Source organism: Pseudoalteromonas sp. A41-2 (genome assembly GCF_015767615.1).
GTDB classification, from domain to species: domain Bacteria; phylum Pseudomonadota; class Gammaproteobacteria; order Enterobacterales; family Alteromonadaceae; genus Pseudoalteromonas; species Pseudoalteromonas lipolytica.
Genome location: NZ_CP065231.1, coordinates 1,530,826 through 1,551,226 on the forward strand (window position 1 = coordinate 1,530,826; position 20,401 = coordinate 1,551,226).

Annotated in this window: 11 protein-coding genes; 9 read left to right on the forward strand and 2 right to left on the reverse strand. The window is 41.8% G+C overall.

Going from position 1 to position 20,401, the window contains the following annotated elements:
- The first annotated feature begins 57 nt into the window (after nucleotides 1-57).
- The 6 genes from IT970_RS07065 (at nucleotide 58) to IT970_RS07090 (ending at nucleotide 12,154) form a co-directional block, all read left to right on the forward strand.
- A complete protein-coding gene (locus IT970_RS07065) occupies nucleotides 58-2,847 on the forward strand; it encodes a TonB-dependent receptor (RefSeq protein ID WP_075593643.1) in 2,790 nt (929 codons plus the stop codon).
- 105 nt (nucleotides 2,848-2,952) lie between these two features.
- Entirely contained in the window at nucleotides 2,953-4,449 is a 1,497-nt protein-coding gene (locus tag IT970_RS07070) for a tryptophan halogenase family protein (RefSeq protein ID WP_075593642.1), read from the forward strand.
- A gap of 2 nt (nucleotides 4,450-4,451) precedes the next feature.
- Entirely contained in the window at nucleotides 4,452-6,302 is a 1,851-nt protein-coding gene (locus tag IT970_RS07075) for an alpha-amylase family glycosyl hydrolase (protein ID WP_118844216.1), read from the forward strand.
- Between the two features lie 94 nt (nucleotides 6,303-6,396).
- On the forward strand, nucleotides 6,397-8,262 hold the full coding sequence (locus tag IT970_RS07080) for an alpha-amylase family glycosyl hydrolase (RefSeq protein ID WP_075593640.1): 1,866 nt from the start codon (nucleotides 6,397-6,399) through the stop codon (nucleotides 8,260-8,262).
- Nucleotides 8,255-9,739 (forward strand): MFS transporter, encoded by a 1,485-nt coding sequence (locus IT970_RS07085; protein WP_074988286.1) that lies wholly within the window; start codon nucleotides 8,255-8,257, stop codon nucleotides 9,737-9,739. The genes IT970_RS07080 and IT970_RS07085 overlap by 8 nt, the downstream gene beginning before the upstream one ends.
- 12 nt (nucleotides 9,740-9,751) lie before the next feature.
- A complete protein-coding gene (locus tag IT970_RS07090) occupies nucleotides 9,752-12,154 on the forward strand; it encodes a glucan 1,4-alpha-glucosidase (protein WP_196857710.1) in 2,403 nt (800 codons plus the stop codon).
- A gap of 107 nt (nucleotides 12,155-12,261) precedes the next feature.
- Here IT970_RS07090 and IT970_RS07095 read toward each other — a convergent pair whose 3' ends face one another.
- Nucleotides 12,262-14,448, reverse strand: a complete 2,187-nt coding sequence (locus IT970_RS07095) for an OsmC domain/YcaO domain-containing protein (protein ID WP_065979839.1) — start codon at nucleotides 14,446-14,448, stop codon at nucleotides 12,262-12,264.
- 205 nt (nucleotides 14,449-14,653) lie between these two features.
- Nucleotides 14,654-15,673, reverse strand: coding sequence for a LacI family DNA-binding transcriptional regulator (locus IT970_RS07100; RefSeq protein ID WP_036968830.1), 1,020 nt, complete (start codon nucleotides 15,671-15,673; stop codon nucleotides 14,654-14,656).
- A gap of 406 nt (nucleotides 15,674-16,079) precedes the next feature.
- Between IT970_RS07100 and glk the strand changes: the two genes are divergently transcribed.
- The 3 genes from glk (at nucleotide 16,080) to edd (ending at nucleotide 20,401) form a co-directional block, all read left to right on the forward strand.
- Nucleotides 16,080-17,078, forward strand: a complete 999-nt coding sequence (gene glk / locus IT970_RS07105; protein ID WP_065979840.1) for a glucokinase — start codon at nucleotides 16,080-16,082, stop codon at nucleotides 17,076-17,078.
- Nucleotides 17,079-17,106: 28 nt separating this feature from the next.
- Nucleotides 17,107-18,120 (forward strand): LacI family DNA-binding transcriptional regulator, encoded by a 1,014-nt coding sequence (locus tag IT970_RS07110; protein ID WP_036968823.1) that lies wholly within the window; start codon nucleotides 17,107-17,109, stop codon nucleotides 18,118-18,120.
- Nucleotides 18,121-18,550: 430 nt separating this feature from the next.
- Entirely contained in the window at nucleotides 18,551-20,401 is a 1,851-nt protein-coding gene (gene edd / locus IT970_RS07115; protein WP_065979841.1) for a phosphogluconate dehydratase, read from the forward strand.

A 20,401-nucleotide genomic window follows, 5' to 3' on the forward strand; every position in this document is an offset into this window, starting at 1 on the left:
GCTATCATGAATAACTGCAAGGCGTTGACATTACAATTTGGGTAATGGGAAAACATCATGTCTATGTTCAAACCAAGTATATTAACTCTGGCTTTAACAGCCGCAGGTTTAAATAGCTTTGTAGCGTATGCTGCAGAAGAAGACCAAAAAACAAAAAACGATAACGTTGAAGTTATCGAAGTAAAAGGTTTTCGTGGCAGTGTTGTAGAATCTATTAACACGAAACGCTTCACTCCTGAAGTTGTTGAGTCAATCTCAGCAGAAGATATCGGTAAATTACCTGATTCATCAATTGCAGAATCAATCGCACGCCTTCCTGGCCTTACAGCACAACGTCTAGATGGTCGTGCTAGTCGCGTAAGTGTGCGTGGTTTCAGTGAAAACGAAAGTGCAACAACATTTAACGGTCGTGAGCAAGTATCAATTGGCGATAACCGCGGTGTTGAGTTTGACCTTTACCCATCAGAAATAATGAGCGGCGTAACGGTATACAAAACACCAAGCGCAGGTATCGAAGCGGAAGGTATTGCTGGTGTAATCGACATGCAAACTGTTAAGCCTTTAAGTAAAGGCGAGCAAGTTATCATGTTTAATGGCCAATATGAGCAAACAGGTTTTGATAAATTAAACCCAGACGGTGACGATAAAGGTTTCCGTGGTACGGTTTCATACATTGATCAGTTTGCTGATGACACCATCGGTGTTGCATTTGCTTACAACACAATGAGCTCACCTAACCAAGAGAAACGCTGGAATTCATGGGGTTATCCAGAATTTACGGGTGAAGATGGTAACACTTATTCTATTTTAGGTGGGGCAAAGCCTTTCGTACGTTCATCAACGCTTGAGCGTGATTCAGCAATGCTCGTTATTGAAGCAGCACCGAATGACCGCCTTAATATGACATTTGATGCTCTTTACGTAGATTTTTCTGACGAGAAAATCCTTCGTGGTATTGAAGTACCATTCGCTTGGGGTCAAGGAACAATCGATCCTAGCTCTGCAGTTGTAGATGCAGATTCTGGTTTTATCACAAGTGCAGTAACAGAAGGCCAGCGTGTTGTTGTTCGTAACGACTATGAAGAGCGTAATGCAGAACTAACCCAGTTTGGTTTCAATACTAAATACGATATTAATGACGAATGGTCAGTTGAGTTTGATGCGAGTCGTTCAGAAGTTGAGCGTCAAATTTGGAGTATCGAGAGTTATTCAGGTACAGGCCGCGGTGATGCAAATGGTGTTGCTGATACGATTGGTTATGTTTTTGACGGTGGCAATACCGGAGCGCAGTTCTCACATAATCTTGATTACAGTGATTATGATCTAATTCAATTAGGTGGTCCTTTATCATGGGGTGCAAGCGCTGCATTGAATGACAAGTATGGTTTGACAGATACGCCATATCAGAATACAGCCCAAGATGGTTTTATCAATGCACCAGAAATCAACGATGAATTAAGCACACTAAAACTTGCTGCAAGCAAGGTGTTAGATAACGCGTATATCAGCCGTGTTTCATTTGGTATGTCTTACCGTGACCGTGAGAAGAGTAAAGTGTCTGAAGGTTACTTCATGACATTAAAAGACTTCTCTTTAGACAATCCAGGTATGTTATCAATTCCTGAACAGTATCGTTTAGGAAGTGCAAGCCTTGATTTTATCGGTATGGGTAACATGGTTGCTTACGATACGAACGGCTTAGTAAATGATGGTTATTATAACCTTTTACAAGAAAGTTTAACGGATCAAAAACACAAAACACAATCGTGGACAGTGCAAGAAGAAGTAACCGCCATTTTTGCGCAAGCTGACATTAATGCTGAACTTGGCTCTATTCCTGTAACAGGTAATATTGGTGCTCGTTATGTAAGAACCGAGCAATCTTCGCAAGGTTTTGCTGCAAACACGGTGGATGGACTCGTTGTTGTTACGCCAACAGACATCAGTCATGACTACAGTCATTTCTTACCAAGCTTAAACTTATCGTTTGCAATTGATGAAGAGCAAACAATACGCTTTGGTGCTGCGAAAACGATTTCTCGTGCGCGTTTAGATGAAATGAATGCATCAGTGAACGCATCTTACAGTCAACAGCCAGATGAAAATGGCAACTTTTGGAATGTGTCAGGTGGTAATCCTAAACTTGAGCCAAAAGAGGCAACAGGTTTTGATTTAAGTTACGAAAACTACTTCCATGAAGAAGGGTACTTTGCAGCAGCATTTTTCTACAAAGATATCACTCAGTGGATTTTTGATGGTACATATGAAATCGACATGAGTGGTGTGGCGGACCCATCTACAGGTGAAATCCCAGCTTCATCTACAGGTACAGGTTCTGGTAAAGTTAATGGTGGGTCAGGTGATCTTTGGGGTTATGAGCTTTCATTAACACTACCGTTCACTATGTTTAGTGATTCACTGGATGGTTTTGGTTTAATCGCAAGCCATACTGGTGTTGAGCAGGATATTACAGACCAAAATGGTAATGATTATGAGTTACCTGGATTATCGGACCAAATCGATAGCTTGACCGTGTACTTTGAACGTAATGGTTTCCAAGCGCGTACTAGCATGCGTAAACGTAGCGACTTTAAGGGCGATGTTTATGGTTTAGGCTTTGCAACAACGCAAGTTGATATCAAAGGCGAAACAATTTGGGATGCGCAAATCGGCTATGATTTTGCAGAAGCTGGTATCCAAGGTCTCGAAAACTTGAGTGTTACTTTCCAAGTGCAAAACATCACAGAAGAGCCGTTCACGTCTCTACAAGGTGATAACGCACTGCAAGTACGTGATTACCAAGACTACGGTCGTACATTCCTGTTAGGTTTCAGCTACAAGCTGTAATTAGCTTAAACAGCGATAGAAAATTGCCCTTGTGATTTGTTTTACAAGGGCTTTTTTATATCAGTGGGCTACACTCAATGAATTGAAATTGGTGTTAGGTGTACTATGGAAGCAAAAAAAATAACAAAAGTTGTGATTGCCGGTGGTGGAACTGCTGGGTGGATCACCGCCGCACTACTCAACAAAGTGCTTGGAAAATCACTTGATATTACTCTCGTTGAATCTGCCGAAATTGGCACTGTTGGCGTTGGTGAGGCAAGTATTCCTCCTATTTTGCATTTAAATGGGGCTCTTGGTATTTCAGAGAAAGAATTTATCAAGGCGACTGGTGCAACCATTAAACTGGGGATAGAGTTTGAAAACTGGCGTAGCCAAGGGCACAGTTATATGCACGCTTTTGGCGAAATAGGTAAGGACTTCCCGTTTTGCGCATTTTATCACTTTTGGTTGAAAGCAAACCAAACACAAAACGCCCCTGATTTTTGGGATTTCTCTCTCAACTACCAAGCTGCAAAAGCGCATAAATTTGCCCATCTCAAAAACATTCCTAATACTCAATTAGCGGGCTTACATTACGCGTATCATTTTGATGCGACACGCTATGGTGAATTTTTAAAAGAATTAGCCCAATCGCGGGGAGTTAATCGCATTGAAGGAAAAATAGAAACGATAAGTCAATGCGATCAAACAGGGTCTATCAATGCGTTAAAGCTAGAAGATGGTAGCCTGATTGAAGGGGACTTATTTATTGATTGCACCGGCCTGCGAGCATTACTTATAGAGCAAACGCTGAATACGGGGTTTGAAGATTGGTCGCACTGGTTACCGTGTGATAGCGCTGTAGCTGTCCAAAGTGAGTCTGCAAGCAACGCCATTCCCTATACCCGCTCTATCGCTAGAGAGTCAGGTTGGCAATGGCAAATTCCACTCCAACATCGTGTTGGTAATGGCTTGGTGTATTCAAGTCGATATCTATCAGATGAAAATGCAAAACAGCAGCTGCTAAACAACTTGCCAGCTAAGCCCTTAACTGAGCCACGAATTATTAAATTTAAAACGGGTCGACGCTTAAAGCAGTGGCATAAAAATGTAGTATCGATTGGCTTATCGAGTGGTTTTTTAGAGCCCTTAGAGTCAACCAGTATTCATTTAATTCAAAGTGCAGCTATCCGGTTGATTAAGTTTTTTCCACATCAAGGTATTACGCAAAACTTAGTGGATGAATTTAACAAACAAAGTAAAACAGAATTTGAGCGAATTCGTGACTTTATTATTCTCCACTACAAACTTACAGAGCGAGACGACAGTCCATTTTGGCGTCTTTGTAAGGGCATGGATATTCCAAGCAGCCTTGCTAAGAAAATAGCGCTATTTAAAACCAGCGGTAAGCTAGTGCGTGAAGACGATGAGTTATTTGCCGAAGTCGCGTGGCAACAAGTGTTGATAGGGCAAGGCCTGATTGCTGAAGATTATCATCCTTTAACAAATGCCTTAACAGATAATCAGCTTAATGAGCTATTTAGCAATTTAAAAACCTTGATTAATAGCACGGTTGAGCAGCTGCCCAGCCACAGTGAATTTTTAGAAAAAATACAAAATTAATTATGAAAAAGACACATACAATTTTTGCAGTAAGCACCGTATTAACGTTTTTAAATTCGACAGCGAGTTATGCAATCACTGCCTCACCAGAAAGCTGGTGGGTGGGCATGCAGAACGAATCGTTACAAGTTATGCTTCACGAGGGCAACATTGCGAAACAAACTTGGCAGATGTTGCCTTACAAAGGCGTTGAGTTTAAAGGGGTTACAACAACGAATAATGCTAACTACGCATTTCTGAATTTAAGCATCAGCGATAATGCAAAAGCAGGTGAACTTAGCTTTAAAGCGTCGGATGGAACGGTCTTTAAATATCGGTTAAATACCCGTAATAAAAACAGTGCAAAGCGCCCAGGATTTACAAATAAAGACACACTGTACTTAATAAATCCTGACCGATTTGTTAACGGTGATCCAACGAACGATAGTATTGCTTCAATGCAAGAGGCAGCAAACCCTGAGTTTAAGGGCGGGCGCCATGGCGGTGATATTCAAGGTGTGATTAATAGTCTTGAATACCTAGAAAATTTAGGCGTCACTCAACTTTGGCTAACACCTGTACTTGAAAATAATATGCCAAGTTACTCTTATCATGGGTATGCAATCACAGATTTTTACAAGGTCGACCCGCGTATGGGCAGTAATGAGCTCTATAAAACGCTATCAGTGAAAGCAAAAGAGCATGGTATCGGTTTAGTGATGGACATGGTTCTTAATCACTTTGGTTCATCGCACCAGTGGATGTCTGATATGCCAACAGCTGATTGGGTTAACTTTGATGGTCAGTTTGAAAAAGGTAAAAATGCCACAACGCATGCCCGTCAAACAATTCAAGACCCACATGCGAGCCAATACGATAAGCGCCAATTTAATGATGGTTGGTTTGTTGAGTCGATGCCTGATTTAAATCAGCGTCAACCGTTATTGTCGACTTACCTTATTCAAAATGCCATTTGGTGGATTGAATACGCTAACTTGAGCGGCATTCGCGTCGACACGTATTCATACTCAGATAAAGCGTTCTTAGCAGATTGGACTAAAGCGATTATGACCGAATACCCCAATTTTAATATTGTGGGTGAAGAGTGGACAAGTAATCCTGCAATTGCATCGTACTGGCAACGCGGAAAAATAAATCAAGATGGTTATACCTCAGACTTACCCAGTGTCATGGATTTTTCATTGCAAGAGGCGCTAATTAAAGCACTGAATGAACAAGAAAGCTGGAACACGGGCTGGGTCAGGGTATACCAATCACTTGCGAATGATTTTTTATATGCAGATACCGATAATATTTTAGTGTTTGCCGACAATCACGATATGAGCCGTGTCTATACAGAGCTGGGTCAAAATCTAGCTAAAACAAAATTGGCAATGACATTACTGTTGACTACACGCGGAATTCCACAAATTTATTACGGCACAGAGGTGCTATTAGATAATACCCCAAGTAACGACCATGGCGATATTCGAATTGATTTCCCAGGTGGTTTTAGAGCACATACAGTCAATGCCTTTACCGGTGAAGGACTCTCTAAAGACCAAAAAGACATGTTAAGCACAATGCAAACATTACTGAAGCTGCGCAAAGAAAAGCCCGCGCTTAGTGAAGGGAGTTTAATGCATTTTTCACCTAAGCAAGGTGTTTACAGCTATGTGCGCGAGCACAATGGTGAAAAAGTTGTGGTGTTATTGAATAAAAACCAACATGACCTTGAGTGGGATGTCAGTTATATGCAAGAAGTACTTAAAAACACTCAAACGGGGGTCGACTTAATGAGCAACGAATCTGTTACTTTAACTGTGCCTATTCGCTTAAAAGCCATGCAAGCACGCTTAATTGAACTTGAATAATTGTGAGTTTTAGGGTGAATACGTATGCATTTACTGTCCGTGAGTAGCCCTTAACATTAGTATTAACTGATATTTACAGAATAATGAAGTAGTGATGACAACATATAAATTAACTGCATTAGTCGTGGCTTCTATTTTAGGTTTAGCAGCCTGTGGTAATGAAGCAACAACACAACAGCACACACAAAAACAGCAAACACATGCAACAGTGTCGAAGCCCGTCGTATATCAGGTGTTTACCCGCTTATTTGGTAATACCAACACCACAAATAAACCATGGGGGACGCTTGAAGAAAATGGAGTGGGTAAATTTGCTGATTTTGATGACGCAGCATTAAAGGGAATAAAAGAGCTTGGTACTACCCACATTTGGTACACTGGCGTACCACGTCATGCGTTAGTGACTGACTATACACACTATGGCTTATCGCAAGATGATCCTGACGTTGTAAAAGGCCGAGCAGGTTCACCTTATGCTGTTAAAGACTATTATGATGTAAACCCTGACTTAGCGATAAACCCTGAACGTCGGCTAGAAGAGTTTGTAGAGCTTATCGAACGTACGCATCAACATGGCATGAAAGTCATCATCGATATTGTGCCTAATCATGTGGCGCGTAATTATGACTCAGTAGCAAAACCAAAAGGAATTAAAGACTTTGGTGCTGAAGACGATACAACACAAGCTTACGTACGTGATAACAACTTTTACTATGTCACAGGTCAATCATTCCAAGTACCTACAAGTGAAGATTACCAAGTTTTAGGTGGGCAGCCACACCCACTTGCTGATAATCACTTTGATGAAACGCCCGCTAAATGGACAGGTAATGGAGCTCGCGAAGCAAAACCAGATATTAATGATTGGTACGAAACAGTAAAAATTAACTACGGTGTTAAGCCTGACGGCAGTTATGATTTTCCAACGTTGCCAGCTGATTATGCGAGTAAAGACTACCGCGCTCACTATGCATTCTGGCAAGACAAAGACTTACCAAACAGCTGGTATAAATTCCGTGATATCGCGCTTTACTGGTTAGATAAAGGCGTGGATGGTTTTCGCTATGATATGGCCGAAATGGTGCCAGTGGAGTTTTGGAGTTTTTTAAATTCATCTATCAAAATGCAAAAAGCGGATGCGTTTATTTTAGCTGAAGTATACAACCCAAGCCTTTATCGTCCTTATATTCAGCAAGGCAAGATGGACTACCTTTACGACAAAGTTGGTTTTTACGATACCGTTAAAGCTGTTATGCAAGGTAAGCAACCTGCCACTAGTATTTTTGATATCCAAAGCGAAGTGGCCGATATTGAAGAGCACATGCTGCACTTTTTAGAAAACCATGATGAGCAACGTATTGCTAGTCCTGATTTTGCGGGTAGCAGCGAAAAAGGGAAGCCAGCTATGGTGGTATCAACACTGATGACTCGCTCGCCGACATTACTGTATTTTGGCCAAGCAGTGGGTGAAGATGGCTCTGAAGACGCTGGATTTGGCGACCCAACCCGTACCAGTATTTTTGATTACGTGGGTGTGCCAGCGCATCAAGCATGGATGAATGATGGAAAGTTTGATGGTGGGGCATTAACGAAAGAACAAGCAGAACTGCGGGCCTATTACACAAAACTAATGTCACTTAATACGTTACCTGCCATTGTGGGCGGTGACATGCAAGCAGTTGAGCTAACTGGTTCAGAGCAAGTAATAGCCTTTACCCGCAAGCTAGGTCAGCAATTGGTGTTGGTAGTGAGTAACTTCTCACAAGCGTCTCAAACTGTGTCATTTACACTTAATGCAACGCAACTCCCCACGCTTAATCACACGTCACTTACCCTTACCGATAACTTAGAAAGTCATGCCGACATTGTTATTTCTGACCTAACAAAACAGGCGCCCATTCAATTAAAACTGAACGGCTTAAGCAGCGCAGTATATACCCTAAAGGCTGATTATGAATAATAACAAACCAACGCTAAGCTTCTGGCAAATATGGAACATGTGTTTTGGGTTCCTCGGTATCCAATTTGGTTTTGCATTACAAAATGGTAATGTGAGCCGCATTTTTCAAACCCTTGGCGCGAATGTTGATGACATCCCTATTTTGTGGGTTGCCGCACCGCTAACAGGCTTAATTGTTCAACCTATTATTGGCTACTGGAGCGACAAAACATGGAATAAACTAGGCCGTCGTCGTCCATTCTTTTTCTACGGTGCAATTTTAACAACGTTATCGTTATTTATTATGCCAAATTCGCCCAGCCTGTGGATTGCTGCGGGGATGCTATGGATTATGGATGCCTCTATTAATGTCACTATGGAGCCTTTCCGTGCGCTGGTAAGCGACAACCTACCTAAGAAGCAACGTGCAACTGGTTATGCCATGCAAAGCTTTTTTATAGGGATTGGTGCGGTTGTTGCCTCTGCTTTACCGTGGATGATGACAAACTGGTTTGATATTGCTAACACTGCACCTGCGGGTCAAATTCCTGATTCGGTAAAGTTTTCATTTTACTTTGGTGCAGTTGTACTTCTTGTTGCCGTTTTTTGGACCATATTTACCACCAAAGAATATTCACCAGAACAGCTTGAAAGCTTTAATGAACATGAACACAGCGACGCACAGAACGCCACTCACAGTAATGTAAACTTTAATAAAGGTGCGGTTATTTTTACTGTGCTTGGTATCGTGGTGCTGGGCATTGTTACGGGGTTATCACTTGAAAAAGAGCTTTATTTATTAGCGGGTGGTTTAATTAGTTTTGGTGTTATTCAATTCATTGCGGGAGCGTTAAAAGCTAAAAATGCAACCTCGGGTGGCTTTTATCAAGTAGTAAATGATGTATTCACAATGCCTGAGGCAATGAAGCAACTGGCTTTAGTGCAATTTTTTAGCTGGTTTTCACTGTTTGCTATGTGGATTTATACAACCTCAGCGGTAACCAGTTTTCATTACGGCAGTAGTGACACAGGCTCACTGGCTTATAACAACGGAGCCGATTGGGTTGGGGTTTTGTTTGCAGCGTACAACGGGTTTGCAGCCATTGCAGCATTATGTATCCCGGTCATCGTTAAGAAGTGTGGTTTAAAACTGGCGCATGCAATCAATCTAGTGCTGGGTGCCTTGGGACTTGCCAGCTTTATCTTTATTAAAGACCCCAGTCTACTTATTTGGCCCATGATAGGAGTAGGCTTTGCATGGGCATCTATTTTATCACTGCCGTATGCCATGTTAAGCACCTCTGTACCCACTAAAAAAATGGGGGTATACATGGGGATTTTCAACTTTTTTATCGTTATCCCACAGTTACTTGCGGCGAGTGTTTTAGGCTTGATTTTACGCCACTTCTTCGATAACCAACCCATTTATGCGTTAGTGCTAGGTGCTGTGTCGCTCGTACTGGCAGCGTTCGCTGTACTTCGCGTTAAGCAACAATAATAAGGACACACAATGAAAAAAATTAATCTTATTACGGCAAGTTTTATTGCTTTAGGTTTAACGGCTTGTAGCTCTGAGCAATCTGTATCAACAACAGCGTTAACGCAGATTTCAGCCCCAGGCGCGCCCGGTGTTGAGCCATTTTGGGCTTATTCAGGTAAAACAGGTATTGGCACATCCTATGAGCAATATAAAGCGGGTCATTATGATGATTCAGCTGCGACTGGTAAAGTGTCAAAAGTGTGGTTTTCAATTGCCAAAGGCATGATCACTGAAACCATGTTTGGTCTTATTCACCAAGCACAAATTAAAGATATGCAATTTGTTGTAGTAGGCAAAGATTTTACTGTGACAGAAAATGACGATCTTGATGTCAGCATTGATTATCTATACAAAGATGAAGCAGGTCGGCCACTTTCACTTGCCTATAAAGTGGTAAGCAAAGATAAGCAAGGTCGTTTCTCTTTAGAAAAGCATATTTTCACTGATCCAAACGGTCAAACTCTGTTTGTACGCAGCGTATTTAATACCGATTTAGAAGGCGTTAAAGCCTATGTGAATGTGAACCCTTATATTGATAATAACGGCCTAGACGATTTTGCTAAAGTAACTGATAAAGGCTTAGTTGCATGGCAAGGCGATAATTTCTTATCACTGCAAGCTAGTCAGCCATTCAAGCAGGCAACGGTTGGTTTTACGGGGATAAGCGATGGTTTAAAAGAACTTAAAAAGTCGCAATCACTTGGCACAACGTACCAAAATACCGGTGAGCAATCGGGTAACGTTAGTTTACTTGCTGAACTGGGTGATATTTCAACTAATACAACATTCGATTTAGCACTAAGTTTTGGTCAATCAGAAGCTGCGAGCTTAAAAGAAGGTCAAGCAAGCTTAAGTCAAGGTTATCAAAAGTTACTAGATGCCTATAACGGTAAAGGTGATGCAATTGGTTGGCAAGACTACTTAGCAAGCCTTGAGCCCCTTAGCACATTAACTAGCAGTACCGCTGATAATGGCAAACTACTTTATACCAGTGCCATGGTATTAAAGGCGCAAGAAGATAAAACGCATGCGGGGGCACTAATTGCGTCGTTATCAAACCCATGGGGTGAAACGGTCTCAGCTAAAACAGGTTCTACAGGCTATAAAGCAGTCTGGGTACGTGACTTTTATCAGGTGGCTATGGCATTTATGGCCATGGGCGATACTAAAACAGCTAAGACAGCCTTTGAATATTTAGAAAAAGTACAAGTTACCGCTCGTACTCCTGGTAACGGGGGAGACACTGGTTGGTTTTTACAAAAAACACACGTTGATGGTGAACTTGAATGGGTTGGTGTGCAACTTGACCAAACGGCTATGCCAATTATGCTTGCATGGAAACTTCATCAAGCCGACGTACTTAGCGACCAAGAGTTAACACAGTGGTATGGCAAAATGCTCAAACCAGCGGCTGACTTTTTGGTAGATGGTGGCCTTGCAAAGATTCTGTGGAATGATACACAAATCACCCCACCCGCAACGCAGCAAGAGCGCTGGGAAGAACAAAACGGTTACTCTCCTTCTACGACTGCTGCTGTTGTAGCGGGCCTAGTTACTGCTGCTGATATTGCCAGAAAAGCAGGTGATACTAAAAACGCAGTGCGTTACTTAGAAACCGCTAAGCAATACAATAGTGAAATCGAAAGCACCATGTTTACCACGCAAGGTAACCTAAAATCAGACAATGCCGATGGAGAATATTTCATTCGCATTGGCCAAGATAAAGATCCAAACTCATCGACCACGCTTAATGCGAATAATGGTCGTGATGGCTTCGACAAAAAGCAAATTCTGGACGGAGGATTTTTAGAGCTGGTTCGCTACGGTGTTCGTGATGCGCTTGCACCAAGCATTGTAAAAACGCTTCCAGAATATGATGACGAAAGCTTAATTGATAACCTACAAGTGCGCTATACCTTTAACTTTGCTGATGGCTCAGGGTCATTCCCAGGCTACCGTCGTTATGGTAATGATGGTTACGGCGAAGACGAAGTTACGGGCAATAACTACGCAGAAGGGGGGAATAATACCCCAGGTCAGCGTGGGCGAGTATGGCCGTTTTTCACGGGTGAACGCGGTCACTATGAAATTGCCGCAGCAAATGCCAGCAATAGCTTAAATGCGATGAAACAAAACACGATCAAAAACACGTATGTAAAAGGCATGGAAGCATTTGCTAATGAAGGCATGATGCTACCTGAGCAAGTGTGGGATGGTGTTGGTAACAATAAAGCTGGCTATGTGTTAGGCGAGGGGACGAACTCAGCGACACCACTTGCGTGGACGCATGCAGAGTACATTAAATTACTTCGCTCTTTAAGCGATAAACATGTGTGGGATCATTACCCTGTTGTCGAAGATGCTTTGAAGTAAATTGAGCATTTAAATATTAAAATTAAACCGCTGAGCTTTAACCCTCAGCGGTTTTTTTATTTATCAGTTCAGCAAAATGATTGTGTCTGATTGTGTCTGATTGTGCCTTATAAACCTGCTTTTTTTGCTCGCGCTGCGTGCAACTTTTTGTAGCTGTCGATTAAACGCTGATGTCTGTCTAAGCCTTCAAGTTTCATACTTGTTTCGGTTAAACCATAAAACATAACATCCCCATTAATCGAGCCAACCACGGCGTCCATGGTTTCTTGACCAAACATACGCGTAAAGTTGTGAATGTAATCTTCAATTTCTAGGTCATCGCTAAGCGCAACTTCCAGTGTTGCATGCATCGCTTGATAAAATAGACCTCGTTCAACAAGGGTATTGTCGTTGTATTGTAAAAAGGCTTCAACTAGCTCCATAGCGGCTTCTAAATCACCCAATGCTAGGTAAATTAATAACTTAAGCTCAAGAATTGTTAATTGACCCCATACCGTATTTTCGTCAAATTCGATACCGATTAGCGTAATGATATCGATATAGTTATCTAACTCACTTTCTTCTAATCGCTCAACTAAATCAGCCAGTTGATCTTCAGTTAGACGGTGCAGATTTAAAATATCTTCACGGAAATTTAGGGCTTTATTAGTGTTATCCCAAATCAAATCTTCGACTGGGTAAACTTCAGAATAATCAGGGACTAATATACGACACGCAGTACCAAGATCTGAGAACTCTGCAATGTAGGCTTCTTTACCTAAGCGTTCTAAAATACCGAATAAGCTTGCGGTTTCTTCTTCGTTTGTGCCTGAGAAATCCCACTCCACAAACTCAAAATCATGCTTCGCACTAAAGAAGCGCCATGAAATAACCCCTGTTGAGTCAATAAAGTGCTCAACAAAATTTTCTGGCTCCGACACGGCCATGCTATTAAAGGTCGGTTTAGGAACATCGTTTAAGCCCTCAAAGCTTCTACCTTGTAACAGCTCTGTAAGGCTGCGCTCTAATGCGACTTCAAAACTTGGGTGCGCGCCAAACGAGGCAAATACACCGCCTGTTTTTGGGTTCATTAGCGTGACACACATAACCGGAAATTGACCACCCAGTGATGCGTCTTTAACAACAACAGGAAAGCCTTGTTCTTCAAGGCCTTTAATGCCAGCAACAATGCTTGGGTATTTATTTAAGACTGCGTCAGGTACATCTGGAAGAGCAATTTCTTGCTCAATTATTTGGCGTTTAACGGCCCGTTCAAAAATCTCTGACAAACACTGTACTTTTGCTTCTGCAAAGTTATTACCCGCGCTCATACCATTGCTTAAGAATAAATTTTCAATCAAGTTTGATGGAAAATAAACGGTTTCACCATCTGAATGGCGCACATAAGGAATAGAGCAAATTCCGCGCGCTGTGTTACCTGAATTAGTATCAATTAGGTGAGAGCCACATAATTCGCCATCGGGGTTATAAATGTCGCGCGTGTAGTCGTCTAATATACCTTCAGGCAGGGAGTCATCGTCGGTTAGGCTGAACCATTTTTCATTTGGGTAATGAACAAATGCACTGTTTGCTATTTCTTCACCTAAAAATTGATCATTATAGAAGAAGTTACAATTTAAACGTTCTATAAACTCACCAAGCGCAGAGCACAGTGCGCTTTCTTTGGTTGCGCCTTTACCATTGGTAAAACACATAGGCGATGCGGCGTCACGAATATGCAACGACCATACATTTGGCACAATATTGCGCCAAGATGAAATTTCTATTTTCATCCCTAAGTCTTCGAGTATCGCGGTCATATTCGCGATGGTTTCTTCAAGCGGTAAGTCTTTGCCTAAAATAAAGGTATTATGATCTTCATCAGGTTTTGCCATTAACATTGCTTGCGCATCGGCTTCAATGTTTTCTACGGTATCAATTTTAAATTCAGGGCCTGTCTGAATAACACGTTTTACTGTACAACGCTCTACTGAGCGCAAAATACCCGTGCGATCTTTTTCGGATAGGTGCTCTGGTAATTCGACTTGAATTTGAAATATTTGATTGTAACGATCCTCAGGATCAACAATATTATTTTGTGCAACACGAATACCATCCGTCGAGATATCACGAGAGTTACAATACACTTTAATAAAATAAGCGGCGCACAGTGCAGAAGACGCTAAGAAATAGTCAAAAGGACTTGGTGCTGAACCATCGCCTTTATAGCGTATAGGTTGATCTGCGATGACAGAGAAGTCATCAAACTTGGCTTCAAGTCTGAGGTTGTCGAGAAAATTAACTTTAATTTCCATTAAAAAATTCCACCTTAGTGCGCTTAGCTACTACAAACTTTAAAAGCTTGCTAATAGCGTTTTCATCATAATAGGTGTAATTATCTGCTTTTTCGCGGTAATAGTCTTGGGTAAATCGAAAAAAAAGCCATTTTAATGGTGGTTGAATTGTCAGTGAATGAAAATGGCTAGAGATTGACTCGCTTAAGAGCCCTTATCTAGCGATTTAAATACTTGAACCTCGAATGATTAAACGCGGCGGGAGTAGGGTGTTCTCAACCGGTTCACCTCGAATTAGTTTTAAAAGGTTATCAACTAACATTTGCCCTGCGAGTGTGGTGTCTTGCTGTACTGTTGTTAGCGGTGGATTAACAAAACTCGCAACAGCAATATTATCAAACCCTACAACATGAACATCGTCGGGCACGTTGATTTTTGCTTCTTTTAAAGCCCGAATAGCACCAATAGCAATTAAGTCACTCGCAGCAAACAGCGAGTTAAAGCGAATATTATTAGCAATCAGTGAACGAGTGGCATGGTAACCTGACTCTTCTGTAGAAATTGCATTGGCCATTTTTCGTTCGCTAAGAGTAATCCCTTTTGCCAAAAAGGCATCTTTAAAACCGTGGTAGCGAGCAAAAAATTCAGGGCTATGGTCTGATGCATCACCTATAAAAGCACAATCGGTGCGACCGGTTGCCAGTAAATGCTGCGCCGCCATTTTTCCGCCACCATAATTATCACAGCTAACCGTTAAGTCAGGGCGGTTATCTACACTGGCTCCCCAACAAACAAACTTGGTGTTTTGCTCAATTAAGGTTCTAAACTTGGGTTGATAGTCTAAGTAGTCGCCATAGCCAAGTAATATAAGGCCATCAGCGCGGTGACTATCTTCATAGTCGGCTTGCCAATCAGAGCTACTTGACTGAAAGGAAACCAATAAATCGTAGCCTTCTTTTGCGCAAGCACGCGTAATACTGCCAAGCATGGCCAAAAAGAAAGGATTTATTTGTGACTCATCCGATGTAGGATCTTCAAAGAGTAACAGCGCGAGGGTACTGCTTTGTTGCGTGCGCAAGTTACTGGCATTTTTATCTACTTTATAATTAAGCTGTTTTGCGACCTCGTGAACTCGTCGACGTGTTTCTTCGTTGACCAGCGGACTATTTCTGAGTGCGCGAGACACGGTTGACTGAGACACACCTGCATAGTGTGCAATGTCAAATGATGTAGCCTTACCTTTCATATGGTTACCAAGTTACAGTGTCAGTGAGTGCCATTTTCGGCTATTTATTATTTTTTTCAAGCAATTTGTGATGAGTCACACAGCAAAGCGAAATACGTTAATAAGCAAGCATTTATTTTACTTTTTATCCATACCTACACTGTCATTTTAGTGAATAAATACGTATGCATGGGTAAATAATGAAAATTTTTATTGATTCAAAGCTGACACCGGTGTCATAATGTCACTGTTTTATCATTTTGTTGTCAAAACGTATTTGGCTGCCCATTTATTTGGGCAGCATTTTTTTAATACTAAAGATAGCTGCTTTGAGAGGATAGCTCAAAGTATTATCAAATACAGTGGCTAGGCCATTGAAAAATATAAGAATAAGCGGCAAAAAGCTTAGACAAATAGAGAAAACAACATGAACACACAGCCTAACACAGAATTTGATCCCATTCTCGTTGCCGATATTGGTGGCACTAATGCGCGTTTTGCCTTAATCACAGACTTTAACGAACAAACAAATCAATTCGTTATCGAGCAAAATCTTAAATTTCCAAGCGCAGATTTTGGTTCACTTGAAAGCGCCATATCACATTATTTTAATCATATTTCGTATGCAAAACCGTCGCGAGCATGTTTAGCCGTTGCGGGTCCAATTAAAGCTGGACAAGTACACCTTACTAACTTAGGTTGGCACTTTAGTGTTGCCGACCTTAAAAATGAATTTGCTTTTACGCAATTAGAAGTCATTAATGACTTTGCTGCTTTTGCGTATGCTGCACCTTATTTAGATGATTCAAAAAATGTCGCAGTGAAAGCTGGGCAAGCTGATGACAATGCAAATATTGCTGTCATGGGACCTGGTACGGGTTTTGGTGCTGCTTGTTTAGTGAGAACGTCGCAGGGCAGTGCTGTATTAAGCTGTGAAGCAGGACACATTACGCTTGCGGCAGTGACCGAACTTGACCGTGAGTTAATTAAAGAGCTTAAAAAGCAATTAAACCATGTATCTGTAGAAACTGTTTTCTCAGGTCCAGGCATTGCCCATTTATATCGCGCAATGGCCGCTGTTAAAGGTGTTGAAGCTAAAAACCTTGATGCAGCGCAAATAAGCGAGCTGGCAAGCACAGGCCAGTGCGAAGTATGCGAAGCCACACTTAACCAGTTCTGTGATTGGATTGGCAGTGTTGCGGGTGATCTTTCACTTACATTTGGCGCCTTAGGGGGTGTATTTATTGGTGGTGGGATTTTACCTCGTATGCAACAACGGTTATTATCTAGTCGATTTGTTGAGCGTTTTGCTGATAAAGGTATTATGTCGCAATATACGTCGCAAATCCCTGTTACGCTTGTAACACAAGACAACATTCCACTGGTTGGTGCTGCTGCGTGTTTACATGTAAATAGTAACGCGTAACCAAGGAGTGTCGTTGGATGAGTATCGGATGAAAAAAGTAACCATTAATAGTGTCGCCAGCTACGCCGGTGTTTCTAAAAAAACAGTGTCTCGTGTGCTCAATAATGAGCCAAACGTGAGTGATGCTACACGCGAAAAAGTACTAAAAGTATTTAAAGAGCTTGATTACACACCAAACCCTATCGCACGAGGGTTAGCGCAGAACCGTAGTTTTATTATTGGTTGCTTATACGATAATCCAAGTAAGAGTTATATCACGCGGGTACAAACAGGTGCGTTAGCTGCGTGTCATGAACACAATTATAATTTGTTGATTCACCCGTGTGAATTACGTGGTGAAGAGCTGATCAGTAATATAGAACAGTTACTTCAAACATCACGACTCGACGGGATTGTTCTAACGCCTCCATTTTCAGATTTTGCTGAACTTGTTACATTTTTAAAATCGAAAAAAATTCCGTATGCCCGTGTTGCATCAGCCGTGCTAGAGGATGATTCTATTTCTGTACGCAGTAATGATGAGCAAGGCGCTTTTGAAATAACAGAACATTTAATTAAGCTCGGCCACAAAGAAATTGCGTTTATTAAAGGTCACCCGGATCACAGTGCGACAGAGCAGCGCTTTAAAGGTTATCGTCGCGCACTTGCTACTAATGGCATTGAGTTTAACGAGCGTTTAGTCGAAGAGGGTAACTTTAGTTACCATTCAGGTGTTGATAGTGCGCGCACTATTTTAGATTTAAGCCCACGTCCGACTGCTGTTTTTGCATCAAATGATTACATGGCTGCTGCGGTCCTTAAATTAGCAACACAAATGCAGCTAAAAGTACCCGATGATATCTCGATAGCAGGGTTTGATAATGCCCCCATTGCGCGTCATATTTGGCCTGGTTTAACCACCATTGCTCAACCAGTCGAAGAAATGACACACCAAGCAGTAACACAATTAATTAGCCATATTAGTGAGCCACAGGAGTCACCATATCAAGTGACTTTGGAAGCAAAATTGATTACTCGTGAGTCAACGGCAGCAATTAAATAAATTTCATCTTGTTTTTCACAGTAGCCCGAAATTGAGTGACGCTTTTTCGGGCTTTTTTATTTGATCTATAAACCGTTCATATAAAACATCTAATATATTGTTTATTAATAAGTTAACTCTTATTAGTGTCATCATTCAATAAATCTCTTTCTCATGATTTTGCATGAATTCTATTCATACTAAGCTAAAATAGTACTGTTCATTATTTGGTCATTTTAAAAAATTAAACTAAATTTAACAGATAGGGTTGACACCGGTGTCACAGTCATGAGTTAATACAGTGACACCGGTGTCAGGTTGGTTGTGAGAGACAGCCTGCCAGCGTACCTTTGAACGGGTAAATCAAAGATGCTCAGTGCAATTATTTTCGTGGAGTCTTTAATTGTCACTGAGCCTTTATCCTCTAACTATAGAGATGAGTCGAATTTATATGTTGCATCCTCGTATTCAAGAAGTCACCGAACGCGTTATCGAACGCAGTAAAGAGACCCGCCAAGCTTATTTAGAGCGAATCGCGCACGCAAAAAAACAAACAAGAGTCCGTGCCGGTTTAGGTTGTGGTAATATCGCCCATGTTATGGCTGCCTGTAGCAGTGATGACAAAGCTCGTTTAAAAGCAGATGAGCAACCTAATTTAGCGATTATCAATTCTTATAACGACATGCTTTCAGCGCATGTGCCTTACAAAGATTATCCTGAAATCATCAAAAACCTTGCTACCAAGTATGATGCAACCGCTCAAGTTGCTGGTGGCGTACCAGCCATGTGTGACGGTGTTACGCAAGGTCGTGATGGTATGGAATTGTCATTGTTTTCACGCGATGTGATTGCAATGTCTACTGCGGTTTCTTTATCACATGATGTGTTCGACGGTGTTTTCTGTTTAGGTGTGTGTGACAAGATTGTCCCAGGGCTATTAATTGGTGCGTTATCTTTTGGTCACTTACCTACGTATTTCTTGCCAGCAGGGCCAATGCAGTCTGGCATCCCTAACAAAGAAAAAGCCCGTGTTCGTCAAAAGTTTGCTCAAGGTTTGGTTAGTCGTGAAGAGCTTTTAGAAGCTGAAAGCGCGTCATACCACAGTGCAGGTACTTGCACATTCTACGGCACGGCAAACTCTAACCAAATGTTAATGGAAATTATGGGTCTTCACCTTCCAGGTAGCTCATTCATTAACCCTTACACAGAGCTTCGTGATGGTTTAACAGGCCATGCTGTTGAAACAATGTTGAAACAGTTAATTGAAACGAAAGATGCAAACTGTCTAGCCGACGTCGTCAGTGAAAAAACGATCATTAATGGTCTTGTAGGCTTGCTTTCTACAGGTGGCTCTACAAACCACGCGATTCACTTAGTGGCTATTGCTAAAGCGGCAGGTGTGATCCTGACGTGGAAAGACATGTCTGACTTGTCAGAGGTTGTGCCTCTGCTTACACGTATCTACCCGAACGGTTCAGCCGATGTGAACCATTTCCAAGCCGCTGGCGGCATGGGCTTCTTAATGAAGCAGCTATTAAGCAAAGGCTACTTACATAACGATGTAAAAACCATAGTAGGTGATGGCTTAGAGGCCTATACAACTGAGCCAATGCTAGATAAAGATACTTCAGTGATCATGACGGATAGCTCAGGGCCAAGCAAAGTGAAATGGGTTGCATGTCCAGAAAAATCACACGACGAAGAAGTATTACGCCCAATTGATAATCCATTTAGCAAACAAGGTGGCTTACAACTATTAACGGGTAATCTGGGTAAAGCGGTTATTAAAGTATCAGCGGTTGCAGAGTCGCACCAAGTTGTATCTGCACCAGCTAAAGTATTCAGCTCGCAAGGTGAGCTACAAGAAGCGTACAGCCGTGGTGAACTTAACACCGACTTTATTGCTGTTTTAAAAGAGCAAGGGCCAAAAGCAAAAGGGATGCCTGAGCTTCATAAGCTCACACCTGTGATGGCAACGCTACAAGACCAAGGTTACAAAGTGGCTATCGTAACAGACGGCCGTATGTCGGGTGCGTCAGGTAAAGTGCCTGCAGCCATTCACTTAGCACCAGAAGCGGTTGAAGGTGGTGTGATTGCTAAAATTCACGAAGGTGATTTGATAACGCTTGATGCACCAGCGGGTGTATTAAAGGTGCATGTAAGTGATGAAGAATTAGCAAAACGTGAATTACAACTTAGCCAACCGAGCCAAACATACGGTACAGGCCGAGAGTTATTCGCAGGTTTCAGAAATATAGTAAGTAGTGCAGACCTTGGCGCAAGCGCCTTCGGTTTAGAATAA